The organism is Chryseobacterium sp. BGARF1 (assembly GCF_001677955.1).
GTDB lineage: Bacteria > Bacteroidota > Bacteroidia > Flavobacteriales > Weeksellaceae > Chryseobacterium.
In genome coordinates, this window is record NZ_LELA01000043.1 from 43,730 (window position 1) to 59,789 (window position 16,060).

Annotated in this window: 15 protein-coding genes and 1 tRNA gene; 7 read left to right on the top strand and 9 right to left on the bottom strand. The window is 33.8% G+C overall.

Going from position 1 to position 16,060, the window contains the following annotated elements:
* The 3 genes from tsaD to AB671_RS08505 are packed head-to-tail and all read left to right on the top strand — an operon-like array spanning position 1 to position 2,173.
* Positions 1-1,017, top strand: a complete 1,017-nt coding sequence (gene tsaD / locus AB671_RS08495) for a tRNA (adenosine(37)-N6)-threonylcarbamoyltransferase complex transferase subunit TsaD (protein WP_066678754.1) — start codon at positions 1-3, stop codon at positions 1,015-1,017.
* Entirely contained in the window at positions 1,017-1,427 is a 411-nt protein-coding gene (locus AB671_RS08500) for a hypothetical protein (protein ID WP_066678753.1), read from the top strand. The genes tsaD and AB671_RS08500 overlap by 1 nt, the downstream gene beginning before the upstream one ends.
* Positions 1,428-1,477: 50 nt before the next feature.
* Entirely contained in the window at positions 1,478-2,173 is a 696-nt protein-coding gene (locus AB671_RS08505) for an RsmE family RNA methyltransferase (protein WP_066678752.1), read from the top strand.
* Position 2,174: 1 nt separating this feature from the next.
* Here the strand turns inward: AB671_RS08505 and AB671_RS08510 are convergent, their stop codons facing one another.
* Both AB671_RS08510 and AB671_RS08515 read right to left on the bottom strand, forming a co-directional pair.
* Complete coding sequence (locus AB671_RS08510) at positions 2,175-2,810, bottom strand: XAC2610-related protein (RefSeq protein WP_066678750.1); 636 nt, start codon at positions 2,808-2,810, stop codon at positions 2,175-2,177.
* Positions 2,810-3,484: a TrmH family RNA methyltransferase gene (locus tag AB671_RS08515; protein ID WP_066678748.1), complete on the bottom strand. Its 675-nt coding sequence runs from the start codon at positions 3,482-3,484 to the stop codon at positions 2,810-2,812. The genes AB671_RS08510 and AB671_RS08515 overlap by 1 nt, the downstream gene beginning before the upstream one ends.
* Positions 3,485-3,567: 83 nt before the next feature.
* Between AB671_RS08515 and AB671_RS08520 the strand changes: the two genes are divergently transcribed.
* The 3 genes from AB671_RS08520 (at position 3,568) to AB671_RS08530 (ending at position 5,846) form a co-directional block, all read left to right on the top strand.
* The gene (locus tag AB671_RS08520) at positions 3,568-4,584 is read left to right on the top strand and encodes an asparaginase (RefSeq protein ID WP_066678746.1); all 1,017 of its coding nucleotides are present in this window, start codon (positions 3,568-3,570) and stop codon (positions 4,582-4,584) included.
* A gap of 60 nt (positions 4,585-4,644) precedes the next feature.
* Positions 4,645-4,731: transfer RNA gene (locus tag AB671_RS08525), tRNA-Ser, on the top strand.
* Positions 4,732-4,991: 260 nt separating this feature from the next.
* Entirely contained in the window at positions 4,992-5,846 is an 855-nt protein-coding gene (locus AB671_RS08530; protein WP_066678745.1) for a TraB/GumN family protein, read from the top strand.
* A gap of 224 nt (positions 5,847-6,070) precedes the next feature.
* Here AB671_RS08530 and AB671_RS08535 read toward each other — a convergent pair whose 3' ends face one another.
* The 5 genes from AB671_RS08535 to AB671_RS08555 form a co-directional block, all read right to left on the bottom strand.
* Positions 6,071-6,769 carry a hypothetical protein gene (locus AB671_RS08535; RefSeq protein ID WP_066678744.1) on the bottom strand — a complete coding sequence of 233 codons (699 nt, stop codon included), beginning with the start codon at positions 6,767-6,769 and terminating at the stop codon, positions 6,071-6,073.
* A 156-nt stretch (positions 6,770-6,925) separates the two neighbouring features.
* A complete protein-coding gene (locus tag AB671_RS08540) occupies positions 6,926-8,365 on the bottom strand; it encodes a TolC family protein (RefSeq protein WP_066678818.1) in 1,440 nt (479 codons plus the stop codon).
* Complete coding sequence (locus AB671_RS08545) at positions 8,352-11,546, bottom strand: efflux RND transporter permease subunit (RefSeq protein WP_066678743.1); 3,195 nt, start codon at positions 11,544-11,546, stop codon at positions 8,352-8,354. Before AB671_RS08545 ends, AB671_RS08540 begins: the two co-directional genes overlap by 14 nt.
* Positions 11,547-11,620: 74 nt before the next feature.
* On the bottom strand, positions 11,621-12,703 hold the full coding sequence (locus AB671_RS08550) for an efflux RND transporter periplasmic adaptor subunit (RefSeq protein WP_066678816.1): 1,083 nt from the start codon (positions 12,701-12,703) through the stop codon (positions 11,621-11,623).
* A gap of 144 nt (positions 12,704-12,847) precedes the next feature.
* A complete protein-coding gene (locus AB671_RS08555) occupies positions 12,848-13,237 on the bottom strand; it encodes a hypothetical protein (RefSeq protein ID WP_066678742.1) in 390 nt (129 codons plus the stop codon).
* Between the two features lie 246 nt (positions 13,238-13,483).
* On the opposite strand from AB671_RS08555, the gene AB671_RS08560 reads away from it, so the two are divergent.
* Complete coding sequence (locus AB671_RS08560) at positions 13,484-13,864, top strand: hypothetical protein (protein WP_066678741.1); 381 nt, start codon at positions 13,484-13,486, stop codon at positions 13,862-13,864.
* A 30-nt stretch (positions 13,865-13,894) separates the two neighbouring features.
* Here the strand turns inward: AB671_RS08560 and AB671_RS08565 are convergent, their stop codons facing one another.
* Positions 13,895-14,926 carry an NAD(P)/FAD-dependent oxidoreductase gene (locus tag AB671_RS08565; protein WP_066678740.1) on the bottom strand — a complete coding sequence of 344 codons (1,032 nt, stop codon included), beginning with the start codon at positions 14,924-14,926 and terminating at the stop codon, positions 13,895-13,897.
* Positions 14,927-15,111: 185 nt separating this feature from the next.
* On the bottom strand, positions 15,112-16,050 hold the full coding sequence (gene gldN / locus AB671_RS08570) for a gliding motility protein GldN (protein WP_066678739.1): 939 nt from the start codon (positions 16,048-16,050) through the stop codon (positions 15,112-15,114).
* Positions 16,051-16,060 lie beyond the last annotated feature (10 nt).

Consider the following 16,060-nt stretch of genomic DNA (forward strand, 5'->3'; position numbering starts at 1 on the left):
ATGAGCGACTCTATAATTTTAGGTATCGAATCATCTTGTGATGACACTTCAGCAGCTATTATCAAAGGAAATTCTATTCTTTCAAACATTGCAGCCAATCAGGAAATCCACAAAGAATATGGTGGTGTAGTTCCCGAGCTGGCTTCGCGTGCCCATCAGCAGAATATTATTCCTGTTGTTGAAAAATCTATACTTAAAGCAAATATACAACAAAATGCAATTTCAGCCATAGGCTTTACGAGAGGTCCAGGACTTTTAGGTTCTCTGCTTGTAGGAACCTCTTTTGCCAAGTCGCTCGCGATGAGTTTAGATGTTCCTTTAATAGAAGTAAATCACCTTCAGGCGCATATTTTAGCGCATTTCATTGACGATGCAAATCCTGTGCCGCCCAAATTCCCATTTTTGTGTCTTACAGTAAGTGGAGGGCATACGATGATCGTCTTGGTAAAAGATTATTTCGATATGGAAATTATCGGAAAAACAATTGATGATGCAGCAGGTGAAGCTTTTGATAAAATCGGAAAAATTTTCGATTTAGATTATCCTGCAGGTCCAATCATTGATAGATTAGCCAAAGAAGGAAATCCTGATGCTTTTAAATTTAATAAACCTAGACTAGAAAATTACGATTATTCTTTCAGTGGAATTAAAACTTCGGTTTTATATTTTATTCAGAAAGAAGTAAAGAAAAACCCTGATTTCATTAAAGAAAATATGAATGATTTGTGCGCTTCGGTTCAGAAATGCATCATCGAAATTTTAATGAATAAATTAGAAAAAGCTGCAAAAGATTTAAATATAAAAGAAGTTGCGATTGCTGGTGGAGTTTCTGCCAATTCAGCATTGAGAAAAGTAATGCAGGACAATCACGAGAAATTAGGCTGGAATATTTACATTCCTAAATTTGAATATACCACCGATAACGCAGCAATGATTGCAATGGTTGCTCAACTTAAATTTGAAAGAGGAGAATTTACCGATTTAAGAACTACAGCAACCTCAAAATACGATTTATAATGAAGATATTATTAGAAGAAAAAGTACTGGGAACACAGTCTAAAAAGAACTCAAAATATTATTGGGTTTTAGAAACGATAACAGGAAAAAATGATACTTCAACAGAATTTGATGAAGATGATTTTCAGATGATTGGTTCGGAAACGGGTTTTATTCAAAATGTAAAGGAAGAAATCATTGAGAAAATTAACGCTGAAAATGTTTTCAATTTTGATTTTGAACCCAAAGAAGGAGATTACTTATCCATCAAAAATAATTTAAGGAAAAAGGAATATTTAAATTTAATTTTCATGAATAATCTTTGGGTTGAAGAAATCTACATGTGTTCTTACAGAGATTGCGAAGGTGATGTTTATACCACTATAAAAACCGGAGTGGCATTTATAAGTGAAAATGAGATATTTTTTTAAAAGACCATTTCATTTAATCAAACTCAGACAGATTTTAAATATTCCATTTTATGAAACTTTTTTTTGGAGAAATCAATAACGGAAAAGCAATTATCAACGACGAAGAACAACAGCACATTGTAAAAGTTCTTCGTATGAAAGATGGAGAAGAAATTCATGTAACCGACGGAAAGGGAAATCTGGCTTCTGGAACATTGATTATCGAAGGTAAAAAAGCAGGCATTGAAGTTGCTGAAATTAAAACTGAAACTCCTGATTTTAATCCTAAACTTCATATTGCGATTGCTCCAACAAAAAATATTGACCGTATCGAATTTTTTGTAGAAAAAGCTGTAGAAATGGGAATTTCTGAAATAACCATTCTTCAAACAGAAAAAACGGAGCGTAAAAATCTGAATATTGATAAAATAAGAAAACAGGCAATTGCAGCTTCTAAGCAAAGTTTGAGATTTCATTTTCCTGTTATTAATGATTTGATAAAGCTTCAAGACTTTCTGAAAAATATTGATTCGGAAACTACTTTTGTAGCGCACTGCAATGAAAATTTAGATAGAATTAATTTAAATGAAATTCCAAAATTAGAAAATTACACTTTCTTGATTGGCCCTGAAGGTGATTTTTCGGATAAAGAAATTTTGTTTTTAGCTGAAAAAGGAATTAAAGCAGTTACTCTTGGGAATCAAAGATTGAGAACGGAAACTGCTGGAGTTTTTGTTGCTGCTTGGAATTATAATAGGATGATTTAAGTCAATTGCCATCAACAACATCTTCTGTGTAAGAAGTACGAATTAGTTTATCGTTTTTCCATTCGTATGTTGACCAAAATTCTCCAACTCCTGAGATTCTGTAATCTGACTTTATTTCTTTTTTCTTTACATCAAAAATAGGATTATAGATTTTCTCGAATTTTTTTTCTTGAATAAATTTCCCTTTTTTCTTAATCCAAACATTTGAAATAAACCAATTCATTCCGACTTCTTTTGAAATCGTCAAATCATTAATTCCGTCAAAATTTACATCCTCAAACTTAAAATCTAATTCTTCAATATTCCGAAATCCCCAATCCGAAAATGCTTTAAGATTTTGCACTTCCTTTCCCTGATAAACTTTTAGCTTGTAATAATCGACTCGTCCCTCTTTTATGGTATAAAAAACTTCAGCAGAAATATCTTTATCTTTAATAATTTGAGAGTATTTCCCATCTTTCGGCTCTTCTTTAAGCACATTTTCTTGTTCAATATTTCCAATTTTAGAACTATCAATATTTACAGCAGCAGAATCAATTGCAATATGTATTGAATCACTTTTTGAAATATTATCCTGCCTTTTCTTTTCACAAGAAAAAACTAAAAGTAAAGCAATAAATGCAATGATATTTTTCATTAGCTAAAACTAATATTATTATCTTTCATATATTTAGCTAAAATCATCTCACCGCTTTTTATAGAATTTACCGTCCAGCGAATTTTCATTCTCAGCAATTTTTCTTCATTCAGTTTGTAATCAATATTCGATTTTATCAGCTTTTGCTTTAATTCATACATACAAATTGAGGCCGCAACAGAAACATTAAAACTTCTTGTAAAACCATACATTGGAATCGCCAAAGTTTCATCTGCAAAATCTAAAACTTCCTTAGAAACACCTTCCATTTCAGTTCCGAAAACTAAGGCAATTGGCTCAGTAATTTCGTATTCAGGTAAAAATTTGGCATTCTTTTCTAACGAAACAGCAACTATTTTATACCCTTTATCTTTAATTTTCTGAAAAGATTCCATATTTCGGGGAAGTTTTTCTACTTCTACCCAAGTATCCGCACCTTTCGTTACTCTTAAATTAGGTTCAAAATTATTTTCTTCCTGAAGCGCCACCACTTTATGAAAACCACACGCTTCTACAGACCTTACAATAGCCGCTGCATTTCTAAACTGATAAACATCTTCAACCACCGGAAGTACAAAATCTGAACTTTCAGGAGCAAAATGCTCAATTTTTCTTAATCTTTCCTCCGTTAAAAACTGTTGTAAATACTCGTAAGTTTGCTCTAAATCTTTCATCTTCTTTCAAATCTTTGCAAATTAACGTAATTTTGAAATTCTGAACCTGAAAAGGAACTTAAAATCTCTAATTTAAATAAAAAATGAAGCGAAAAGTCCTTCTAATTTATACCGGTGGAACGATTGGTATGGAAAAAGATTACGAAACCGGAAGTCTCCGTGCCTTTGATTTCGGAAATATTTTTGAAAAAATGCCCGAAATGCGACTCATGGAATGTGAAGTTTTCGTACATCCTTTTGAAAAACCTCTCGATTCATCCGATATGGGGCCAGAAGAATGGAGAATAATTGCTCATCTGATATTCGACAATTATAAAAAATACGACGGTTTTCTAATTCTTCACGGAACAGATACGATGTCTTATACTGCTTCTGCATTGAGTTTTATGCTAAAAGGTTTAAGAAAACCTGTCATTTTAACGGGTTCACAACTTCCGATTGGAGATTTGAGAACAGACGCTAAAGAAAATCTTTTGACGAGCTTGTATTATGCGAGTCTTTATGAACAGAATGATGCCGTTATTCAGGAAGTTGCGATTTATTTTGAATATAAATTATTGAGAGGAAACCGTACTTTAAAATATTCTGCAGAGTATTTTGATGCATATGCAAGTCCGAACTACCCTATTTTAGGGCAATCTGGAGTTCATTTGAAAATTGAAAAGGATAATCTTTTTCGTTGTGATGGAAGAATTGAGTTTCATGTAGACGAACATATTTCTGAAGATGTTCTTTTCTGGAGAATTTTCCCAGGAATGAAACTGAATCATTTTAATGAAATCCCTAAAATGAAAGTGTTGATTTTACAGGTTTTCGGCTCGGGAACAATTTTCAGTAGCGAGAAAACTCTGGAAACTTTACAGCAAATCAGAAATAACGGAACTGAGATCGTAGTGGTAAGTCAGTGTATTTCCGGTGGTATTTCTTTTGGAAAATATGAGAACTCTAATATTTTCTCAAGAATCGGAGCCATTAGTGGAAGAGATATGACCGCAGAAGCTGCCATCACCAAAGCAATGCACTTGATTGATAACCCCAATTACAGCGGAAGTTTTGCCGATAATTTTTCATGGAATCTTTGTGGAGAAATAAGCGTGTAATTTTAAATTAAGAATTTGTAGATTCAATAAAATAGCCTATTTTTGCAGTCTTCAAAACATAGAGAGGTGTCCGAGTGGTTGAAGGAGCTACCCTGGAAAGGTAGTATGCGGGTAACTGTATCGAGGGTTCGAATCCCTTCCTCTCTGCAAAAGCGTTGATTTTCAACGCTTTTTTTTGTTTTTAATCCTGTGATTTTTTCTTTAATAAATTAAGCATTTGTGATTTAAAAATAGTGTGAGAAATTTAATTACTTTTTATGTGCCACCTAAAGATATAATAAAATAACAATTTATTTATCAAACAATTACACATAAGAACAAAATAATAAACGCAGCAGTACATATTTATATTAGCGCAATGTGTAAATTTGGATGTTAGCTATAATTTCACCAAAAAAACACAATAAATGAAAAAAATATCATTCTTAGTTTTTATTCTTTTAACTAACCTTTCGTTAGCGCAAAACAATACAATATTATGGAAAATAACAAGTAATGAAACTAATTCTGTTTCGTACTTGCTTGGAAACTTTCATCAAATTGGAGATAGTTTCATAGATAAATATCCTATAATTGAAGAAAAAATTAAAAATTCAGATTTAGTCATTTTAGAAACTGAAGAATTAAGTGCAAAAAACATCATTAATTTACGGAAAGAAAATTATGAAATCAATGATAATTTTAATGCTGAAGAACTTAAAAATCTAAAAAAATTAACTTCTTATCATACATCACTACTTTACAAATACACACCTATTGAATTGAGTTGGAAACTGCAACAAGAATATACGAAAAGAGTTTGTGGTTCAATAAATTCAAATGATAAATTTGATGACTTTGACAATTATATTTACTATTTAGCCAAAAAAAATAAAATTCAGACAATGGGATTTGCAACTATGGAAGAGCAAGTCGAAAATCTAAATAAACAATATCAACATGTAACTTGGAAATCCGAGAAAAATAATATCATTTTTTATTTATATAATTTGACTAAAGAAAAAATAATAAAAACCCAAGTTTGCGATGATGTATCAAATTATGTCAAATTAAATATTGATTACAAATTTGAATCTTCTTGTGATTTTTTGAACGTTCTTCTTACAGAAAGAAATAACAGATGGATTGAAGAACTTCTGCCATTACTCAAGATTAAAAATACTTTTATTTCAGTTGGATATTTTCATTTAGGATATAAATGTGGACTCATCAATCAACTAAAAAAATCAGGATATAAGGTTGAACCTGTAAAAATGAAATAAAAAAGACATATAACAAAAACCAGATCGATTGATCTGGTTTTCTGCTTGAAATGCAGTATCAAAATGCATTTCGACAATATAATGAAGTGAATGAATGTTTGGTGTTTTGATGAAGAAATTCTTTCATAGCCCGGATTGCAACGACATCCTTTTTCTGAGATGGCTTTGCAAAAAAGCTTTGGCAAAAAAGATATAGTGGAAAGCCGGATTAAGCTCCTAAAAAATCAGTTGCAAATCGTTAAAAAACTTTGTCCTCTCATGTGAATTTTTATCATCGCTTCAGATTTTAATTCGCTGTAAATACTTTGGTCGAAAGCTTGAACTTCATTCAGTTTAGAGTCTATAAAATCTGCAATTCGTACTACCGAAAAATAAAAATTTCGGTATAGAGACATATTCACTGTACTTCCGAAAAGGGGTAGAAAAGCCTTTAAAAATGGAAGTTTCCTCTGATGCAAATCGTAGTTAGGATAATAGCCTATTTTTTCTTTTGCAGTGATTAATTCGTAATGATCGATGTAATCCAGGATTGTTTCATTTTCTTTCATTGAAATTTTATTTTTCTGAAAATATTGATGGATCCTGTCTAAAATATGTTGAGCATATTCCATCATCGTAATGCTTTTCATTTCTGAAATATTGTTGATTCTTGTATTGAAATTTTTGGCGTTTTCATGATCCATATTAAAAGAAATTCCAAAATTTTCATGATACGGAAAGAAACAATTATTGATTTCGATCACAGCATCTGCCTGCAATCTGTCTTTCGAAAAATTATAACATAAATACGGCTTATACATCTCTTTCAAATGAAGAAGAAAATCGGTCTCATTGGTGTTTCGATTGTTTTCAAACCAATTCTCAAGATTGTTATAATAATCATTTTCAAATTCTCTGAAACTTAAATAAAACGGGATTTCCATAACTCTCAATATTTTATACAGCAAAGCTATAGGTGAAAAGCGTCAAAACTTGACGTGTTTTATTTTGATATAAATTATTTTCAATAAAAAGCCCGGCTCTAAAAATAGAACCGGACCTCAATGAATGAAATAATGATATGAATAAAAAAACTAAACCTATTTCCAGCCGCCGCCAAGACTCTTGTAGATGTCGACAACGGTGCTTAATTGCTTTTGTTTTGCTTCGATGAGTTCCATTTTTGCATCTAAAGCATCTCTTTGGTTTAAAAGAACTTCTAAATAGTCTGCTCTTGAATTTTTGAAAAGCTGATTCGCAATATCAATAGATTGGTCTAAAGCCTGTGTTTCCTGAGACTTTAGCTGATAATACTGATCAATATTTTTCACTTTCGACATTAGATTTGAAATATCTAAATACGCATTCAGAATGGTTTTGTCATATTCATACAAAGCCTGGATCTGTTTCGCATCTGCTGTCTGGAAATTAGCTTTGATCGCACTTTTATTAATCAGCGGACCAGCCAATTCACCAACCAAATTGTAAGCAATAGATTCCGGAAGTTTCACTAAATACGAAGGTTTAAATGCTTCCAATCCTAATGTTGCAGAAATTTCCAAACTTGGATAGAATTCTTTTCTTGCCGCTTCCACATCTAATTTTGCAGCTTTTAATTCTAATTCAGCCTGTTTAATATCGGGACGATTTGCCAATAACTGAGACGGAATTCCCGTGTAAACCGTTTGCGGAATGGTCGACATAAAACTCTCTTTCGTTCTCACAATGGGTTGCGGATAACGGCCACAAAGCGCATTGATCTGATTTTCCTTTTCAGTGATTTCCTGACGGATCGTGTATTCTGTCGCTTTTGACTTTGCCAATTCAGCCTCAAACTTTTTCACTGCCAATTCTGTTGCAGCAGCGGCTTGTTTTTGAATCTTAGCAATTTCTAAAGCTCTCGTCTGCAATTTGATGTACTGCTGAATAATATCCATTTGGTTATCGAGCGCCAGCAATTCGTAATAATTATCAGCAACTTCCTCGATTAAATTAGAAAGCACAAAATTCTTTCCTTCAACGGTTGAAAGATAGTGCGCAACAGCGGCATCTTTCTCATTTCTGAGTTTTTTCCAGATGTCGATCTCCCAATTTGCCATCAAGCCACCTTCGAAATTCCCAAGCGGATCGGGCATTTCTTTTCCGGGCTCAATTTCCGTTGAAGCATCACCTGCTCCTTCGCTGGTGTAGCGACCTGCTTTTTTTACTCCAGTTCCTAAACCTGCTCTTACGGTTGGAGAAAGTTTTCCTTTTTTAGCAACGACTCCACTTTTGGCAATTTCAATTTCCTGAAGCGTGATCATTAGTTCCTGATTATTCTTAAGAGAAGTTTCAATTAAACTTACCAGATTCGGGTCGGTAAAAAACTGTCTCCAAGGTGTTGTTCCGCTGTTGTTAACATCCTGCTGTTCATCTTGCTTAAAATTTTCAGGGATATTATTTTTTACGTCGTCTTGAATCACCGTTGCCATCGGAGCTTTACAGCCCGCCAAAACAAGCGATACGGCAATGGCAGTAATATATTTATTATAAATCTTCATGTTTATCATCGTGTTGGTAAGGTTCTGTTTGTTCTGTTAAAGGATTTTCTTCTTCGTATTTTGCCAATCTTGTTTTGTCGGCAATCGTTCCGAAAATGTAATATAATCCAGGAATGATCATCAGTCCGAAAACGGTTCCTAAAAGCATACCTCCTGCAGCCGCGGTTCCGATAGTTCTGTTTCCTACAGCTCCCGGTCCGGTTGCCATTACCAAAGGAATTAATCCTGCAACAAATGCAAATGAGGTCATCAAAATAGGTCTGAAACGCACTGCTGCACCTTCAATCGCTGCTTTCGCCACCGAAATTCCCTCTTCAGCCTTTTTCTGAACAGCAAATTCAATGATCAATACCGCATTTTTACCTAAAAGTCCGATCAACATGACCATTGCAACCTGTGCGTAAATGTTGTTTTCTAAACCTAAAAGTTTTAAACATAAAAACGCTCCGAAGATTCCCGTAGGCAACGAAAGAATTACCGGTAAAGGAAGAATAAAGCTTTCATACTGCGCCGAAAGAATTAAATAAACAAATCCTAAACAGATCAAGAAGATATAAACCGCTTCGTTTCCACGACCTACTTCGTCTTTTGAAATTCCCGCCCAGTCAATCCCGAAACCTCTTGGTAACGTTTTATCAGCAACTTCCTGAATAGCTTTGATCGCCTGTCCGGAACTATAACCCGGAGCCGGAGTTCCACTTACTTCAGAAGAATTATACATATTATGTCTTGTGATCTCTGAAAGACCATACACTTTTTCCAAATGCATAAAATCTGAATATGGAACCATTTGATCTTTGTCATTTTTCACATACAATTTCATCAAGTCACTTGGCAAAGCACGATATTGTGGGCCCGCCTGAACGATCACTTTATAAGGTCTGTCGAAACGAATGAAACTTGTTTCATAGTTTGAACCGATCAAAGTAGAAAGATTGTCCATTGCTTTTTCGATACTTACGCCTTTTTGTTCGGCCAGATCGTTATCTATTTTAAGCATATACTGAGGGAAACTCGCAGAATAGAATGTGAATGCGGAACCCAATTCAGGACGTTTTTTCAATTCTTTTACAAAATCAGTACTTACCTGCTCCATTTTATGGTAATCTCCACTTCCTGCTTTATCCAAAAGTCTTAATTCAAATCCACCAGCAGCACCATAACCAGGAATAGAAGGCGGTTGGAAAAATTCAATATTCGCTCCCGGAATATTTTTGGCTTTCTCTTCCAACTTTTCGATGATTTCGGCAGCAGATTCTGAACGCTCTTCCCAACTTTTAAGGTTAATTAAACACGTTCCTGAGTTTGAACCCGTTCCTTCCGTAAGGATCTCATAACCAGCCAAAGATGAAACAGACTGTACTCCATCAATATCTTCAGATTCTTTCAACAATTCTCTTGCGATCTGATTCGTTCTTTCCAATGTTGAACCCGGCGGGGTCTGGATAATCCCATAGATCATTCCCTGATCTTCACTAGGAATAAATCCTGAAGGCAATGAGTTGCTTAAAAAGTAAGTACAAGCACAGAAAATTAATAACAAAGGAAGTGTGATAAACTTTTTAGTTACTGTTTTGTTCAATAACTTTTCATATTTACCTGCTCCTTTATTAAATGCATTATTAAATTTATCTAAAAGAATCGTGATCGGACCTTTCTTTTTAGCCTTTCCGTGGTTATTTTTTAAAATTAAAGCACATAAGGCCGGAGTCAACGTTAACGCAACAACTCCTGAAAGAATGATTGACGAAGCCATTGTAATGGAGAACTGACGATAGAAAACCCCCACCGGACCCGACATAAATGCCACCGGAATAAATACCGCCGCCATTACCAATGTGATCGCGATAATTGCTCCACTGATCTCGTGCATCGCTTCTTCCGTTGCTTTTAATGCAGAAAGACCTTTTTCTTCCATCTTGGCGTGGACTGCTTCAATCACAACAATTGCATCATCGACGACGACCCCAATTGCCATTACCAAAGCGAAAAGTGAGATCATATTTAAAGTAATTCCAAATGCGGACATCACCGCAAAGGTTCCTACCAATGAAACCGGAACTGCGATTGCCGGAATCAATGTTGAACGCCAATCTCCCAAGAATAAGAACACCACAATTGCTACCAAAATAAATGCTTCAAATAAAGTATGAACTACTTTTTCAATTGATGCATCCAAAAATCTTGAAACGTCATAACTGATGTCGTAATGCATTCCTTTCGGGAAGTTGGTTTTCTCCAACTGAGCCATCAAGGTTTTTACATTTTTAATAACGTCACTTGCATTTGATCCATAAGATTGTTTTACAGTGATCGCAGCAGATGGTTTTCCGTTCAATGTAGAATAAATATCGTACATCGAAGAACCAAATTCGATATCTGCAACATCTTTTAATCGTACAAATTCGCCGGCAGATTTAGCTTTAAGAATAATATTTCCGTAGTCTTTTTCATTATTAAAACGTCCGGAATATTTTAAAATATATTCAAAAGACTGAGAACGTTTACCTGAACTTTCACCAGTTTTTCCCGGAGAAGCTTCCAAACTTTGTTGATTTAAAGCTTCCATTACTTCATCAGCTGAAATATTGTAAGCCGTTAATCTGTCAGGTTTCAACCAAATACGCATTGCATATTCACGAGTTCCCAAAATATCGGCAAAACCAACTCCACTTACCCTTCTCAATTCAGACATTACATTGATATCTGCATAGTTAAAAAGGAATTTTTGGTCAGCTTTAGGGTCGTCACTATACAAGTTAATGTACATCAACATATTGGGTTCTTCACGGGTAATTTTTACCCCTTCACGCACCACCAAAGGTGGAAGTTTATTCACTACCGAAGAAACACGGTTCTGAACATTAACCGCCGCAACATTCGGGTCTGTTCCCAGATCAAACACCACCTGAATGGAAGTTTCACCATCATTTCCGGCATCAGAAGTCATATATTTCATTCCTGGAAGACCATTTAGCCCTCTCTCCAAAGGAATAACTACAGATTTGATCAATAATTCGTTATTCGCACCCGGATAGGTTGCCGTAATATTTACTTTTGGTGGCGAAATCGCAGGAAACTGAGTAATAGGAAGTTTCATTAACGATAAAACTCCCATAAAAACGATAATCAAAGAGATTACAATCGACAGAACTGGTCTGCGTATGAATTTTTTAAACATAAAAATAATTATAAATGATAAATTATTAATGATGAATGATGGATCAATGACCGCTTATCAATTATCATTTATTTTTACTCTGCTTTTAATTTTAAAGATTGAAGAACTTTCTTCGGATCCTGGAATTTCACTTTTACTTTTTGGTCATCTTTCACTTTCTGAACTCCTTCCAACAAGATTTTATCACCACCTGAAAGACCAGACGCAACTACATAGATATCTGGAAGTTCATAGGCAACCTTAATATTCTTAGATTTTGCTACCCCGTTTTTATCAACCACGAAAACGTATTTCTGATCCTGAATTTCGTAAGTAGCTTTCTGGGGAATAATTAAAGCATTCTTCAGCGGTAAAGTCATACGGATTTTCCCTGTTTCACCGTTTCTTAATAGCTTTTCAGGATTTGGAAACTTTGCTCTAAAAGCGATATTTCCGGTTTCATTATCAAACTGACCTTCAATCGTTTGAATCTGCCCCGTTTGATTAAATAGATCTCCGTTTGCCATTACCAGATTTACATTTTGATTTCCTCGGTCTGCAACATTCTTCTGATAATTAAGATATTCAGGTTCGGAAACATTGAAATAACTGTAAATATCTGTGTTGTCTGAAAGCGTCGTCAAAAGGTCACCTTCATCCACCAAACTTCCCAGTTTCAAAGGAATTCTGTCGATCACTCCTGAGAACGGAGCCTTAATATCTGTAAATGAAAGATGGATCTGTGCTAATTTCATTTCAGCATTCGCTGCATCCAATTTAGCTTTAGCCATTAATCTTTCATTTTTAGAAACGATATTATTGTCGGATAATGTACTTGCATTTCTCAGCTCAATTGAAGCCTGCTCTACTTCTGCTTTTGCTTTTAATAATTCAGCCTGATACAATTGAGGCATAATTCTGAATAATGTTTGTCCGGCCTTTACATATTGACCTTCGTCTACATAGATCTTCTCAAGGAAACCTTTTTCCTGAGCACGAATCTCAATATTTTTTACCGATTGGATCTGAGCTACAAAATCTTTGTTAATAATGGTATCCATCTTTACAGGTGAAGTCACCGGATACACTGAATCTTCTTGTTTTTCTTCTTTTTTCTCGTTACAGCTAAACAGTAGGAGAACAGCGCTTAAGACAGCACCTGAGACAACTCTTTTCATCATAATTTTAGAGTGGTATAAATCGTTAAAAGTTTAATTTGAATAAATAATTCTGGAAATATTTACATTATGAAACCAGGATAGTCATAACGTAATGCTTTTGGCCCCAGTTTTGGAGCAAAAAGATAATCGGAAAATAAAATTTTAGATTCTGATAGAACGAATCAGAATAAATGTTTTTACAGAATTGAAGTGCTGTAAAAAATCTGAAATTGAAGGTTTAAACCTTTTTTTGAATAATAATCCAAATGAATAAATCAATCCAAAAACACTGGCAAAAACAATTATTGCCTGCACCGTATCTGAGAATTGAAAATCGTCTTCAGCCAACTCTATAGAAGTACCATCGGTAGTATCTGCGATTTGATTAACCGAAAATTTTGTAACCGATTGATGAGACTGATTAATTTTATTTGGATAGTTGTGAGCAATATGACCCGAAAAGTCGCTACGCAAAGTTTTGACATTGAGCTTGCTTTCCACCATAAAAAGCAGGAAAAGGCTGGTCAAAAAAAATACGATATAGTTTCTCATTAGAAGATGCAAATGTATGCTTAGATTTTAATAGTCGATTCACTATTAACAAAATTTAACTCTTCTTGAAATCTTCTGAAAAATGAATGAGAGAAGCAGTCGATTACATTTAACATTAAAATAATCCAGCAAAACAAAGTTAAATTTTATAATTTATTAAAAATTAACACATTTTAATAAATTATAATTGTAATTTTACACAACCAAAGCAATATATTAGAAAACCCTTAAAAACCAAAATTACAAATGAAGAATTTTTTCCTAGGATTTTTTATAATCCTCACTCTATCAGCGTGTAAACACTCCGCTAAAGACCCAGATACATCCACTGTAAAGCAAGAAACACCCAAGTCACAAGATGATATTACAAAAGTAACTGTTACAGACCGTTACGGTGACGAAATGGAGATTATGACCAACAATACTAAAAATACTGTTGTTGTGAGACTGAACGGACAAAGCTATGAGCTTAAAAAAAATATAGAAAATCCCAGTTTTTCTACTAACGATAACAAATATCAATTTACTGAAACAAAATATGAAGTCACTTTCCTGAAAAAAGATGCAGATATGGTATTGTTTCATGCAAAAAAAGAAAAGCCAACGACAAAGATGGCCTCCCAATAATAAAAGACGCTTTTTAAAGCGTCTTTTTCTTTAAAATCTATCGATTGAAATCTCTTTAGGTAATGGAATATTTTCTTCTATATAATCAAATAACGTTTTAGAAAAATAACATCCGTTCAAAATTCCGCGGGCTCCTAAGCCATTGAATACATAAAAATTCGAATGCTGAGAATGTCTTCCCAAAATAGGTCTTCTATCTTTTACGGTAGGTCTGAAACCAAAATACACTTCTTTAATCTCGAAATCTGCTGTATAAAATTCTGAAAGTCCTTTTTGGAGCTGCTCAACTGCAGAATTATCTATTTCATGATGCATTTGTTCACGGTCGTACGTTCCGCCATAAAAATGAAGATCATTTTCTAAAGGAAATAAAAAATGTTTTTTCTTAATGGTGATATCTTGCGGAATAGATTCTGAAAGTTTAACACGAATGTGATGTCCTTTGTTTGGAATAACAGCAATTTCTGAAAAATATGGATTTTCTTTTACCCCCATTCCTTCACAGAATAAAATATTTTTAAAGCTAAAATCTTTGTAAATAGAGTTTGAAGTATCTATTTCAGAATAATCGAATTTTTCTTTGATTAAATTCCCTTTATTTTCTAAATAAGTCAATAAACCAGCAAAAAAGCCTTTAACATTTAGCCTGGCTGACTGATTGACCTTTCCGGTGTGAAAGTCGTTTTTTACACCATTTAAATGATCAAAATTTTCATCTAAAAAGTTTTTGAGCTCTTCATTGCCTGATTTTTTAAGCCAAAGTTTCTGTTCGTGCTCATCATGAAAAATTCTGTGGATAGGAGAATCTATCAGATAATTTTCTCCTGTATAAGATTCTATTTCTTTTAATGATAATTTTAAAAAATCAATCTGCTCCTGCGCTAGCCAAAATGTAGTAAATTTTTTCAATACTACAGGGTTGATGATTCCTGCAGAAATCTGTGAAGCACTTTTTTTTCCTTCCGAGAAAATTATAAATGATTTGTTATTTAAAAGCAATCGATGAGCAAAAAATAAAGCGGCATAACCATCACCAACAATGATGTAATCTACATTTTTCATATAAAAATTTCATTTATTTAAAAGGTTTTTAAGTCGTTGATGGTTTTTAGTTGTCAGTTGACAGATTTAAATTTAACACTTAAAATCTGGACAATCCATTTTCCTAACAACTCTGTAAAAAGCGATATAACAATAAAAAAACCTGAGTAAATGTACTCAGGTTTTTTATAAATATCAAGTGAAATTTAGTAATTCCACATATCGTTTTCCATTTGAAGAATCTGATCTTTGATTCTTTGGCTTTCAGCCAATTGCTCTTCAGCATTTCTAGGAACATAATCTTTAATAGTACCGTCTCCAAGACCGTTGCTTGACTTGTAGATAATTGAAGAAAATCTTCTTGCATTAATTATGTCATCAAAAGATAAATCCGCTGACGAATTTGCCCTGTTGTACACGTAATTGTTAGCTAAAATATCTCTCGCTTTTGGATAATAAACCCAGAATAAGTCTACAAGGTCATTAGCTCCTTCCATTAATTTACCTTCAGCATCAAGTCTTCCGATAGAGGTTGGATCTGGTCCCATTGCCGCGATTCCAAGAGGTCTGTATTTCATCATACCGTCTCTCTTGTCGATGAACCACATTCCCATAATTTTAAGAACTTTTACTTTATCAGTAGTCGTTCTAATATGGTCAACAAGTCTTTTCTTTTCATCTTCAGTAAGTTGCCTTCCTGAGTTCAAAATATCAATAGCTTCTTCATCTATTCTCTCACTTTCCAACTTTTTCTGGAGAGCCTCCTTACTTAGTTTTGTTGTGAAATTTTCATCATCATAAACCTCTTCTATTTTTCCGTCCATAGCTGCGTCAAGAAGAATCTGATATAAAGATCTTGTAGTTTTAGCAAGTAATCCATTTGGATTATCATAGTAAAAAGGTTGATTGATCTTGTCATTAAGATCAATAATTTCCCATACCGTCATACTTTTTAGGATGTCTTTATCATCTACAAAGCCATACTCTAAAGGAGTAACTTTATTACTAATAATAGTGTCTCCTACTTTTTTCATATTCTCAGCTCTCATTTGTCTGAATTCTTCCGGAGAAGAAGCATTTAGAATAGTCTGAGAGAATGCAAACCCAGAAGCTAATACTAAAAGACTGCTAATATATTTTTTCATAATATGAATT

What these genes read in the sequence shown, in the direction of transcription:
- tsaD (WP_066678754.1), top strand. Translation starts at nt 1, where the DNA reads ATGAGCGACTCTATAATTTTAGGTATCGAATCATCTTGTGATGACACT.
- AB671_RS08500 (WP_066678753.1), top strand. Translation starts at nt 1,017, where the DNA reads ATGAAGATATTATTAGAAGAAAAAGTACTGGGAACACAGTCTAAAAAG.
- AB671_RS08505 (WP_066678752.1), top strand. Translation starts at nt 1,478, where the DNA reads ATGAAACTTTTTTTTGGAGAAATCAATAACGGAAAAGCAATTATCAAC.
- AB671_RS08510 (WP_066678750.1), bottom strand. Translation starts at nt 2,810, where the DNA reads ATGAAAAATATCATTGCATTTATTGCTTTACTTTTAGTTTTTTCTTGT.
- AB671_RS08515 (WP_066678748.1), bottom strand. Translation starts at nt 3,484, where the DNA reads ATGAAAGATTTAGAGCAAACTTACGAGTATTTACAACAGTTTTTAACG.
- AB671_RS08520 (WP_066678746.1), top strand. Translation starts at nt 3,568, where the DNA reads ATGAAGCGAAAAGTCCTTCTAATTTATACCGGTGGAACGATTGGTATG.
- AB671_RS08530 (WP_066678745.1), top strand. Translation starts at nt 4,992, where the DNA reads ATGAAAAAAATATCATTCTTAGTTTTTATTCTTTTAACTAACCTTTCG.
- AB671_RS08535 (WP_066678744.1), bottom strand. Translation starts at nt 6,769, where the DNA reads ATGGAAATCCCGTTTTATTTAAGTTTCAGAGAATTTGAAAATGATTAT.
- AB671_RS08540 (WP_066678818.1), bottom strand. Translation starts at nt 8,365, where the DNA reads ATGAAGATTTATAATAAATATATTACTGCCATTGCCGTATCGCTTGTT.
- AB671_RS08545 (WP_066678743.1), bottom strand. Translation starts at nt 11,546, where the DNA reads ATGTTTAAAAAATTCATACGCAGACCAGTTCTGTCGATTGTAATCTCT.
- AB671_RS08550 (WP_066678816.1), bottom strand. Translation starts at nt 12,703, where the DNA reads ATGAAAAGAGTTGTCTCAGGTGCTGTCTTAAGCGCTGTTCTCCTACTG.
- AB671_RS08555 (WP_066678742.1), bottom strand. Translation starts at nt 13,237, where the DNA reads ATGAGAAACTATATCGTATTTTTTTTGACCAGCCTTTTCCTGCTTTTT.
- AB671_RS08560 (WP_066678741.1), top strand. Translation starts at nt 13,484, where the DNA reads ATGAAGAATTTTTTCCTAGGATTTTTTATAATCCTCACTCTATCAGCG.
- AB671_RS08565 (WP_066678740.1), bottom strand. Translation starts at nt 14,926, where the DNA reads ATGAAAAATGTAGATTACATCATTGTTGGTGATGGTTATGCCGCTTTA.
- gldN (WP_066678739.1), bottom strand. Translation starts at nt 16,050, where the DNA reads ATGAAAAAATATATTAGCAGTCTTTTAGTATTAGCTTCTGGGTTTGCA.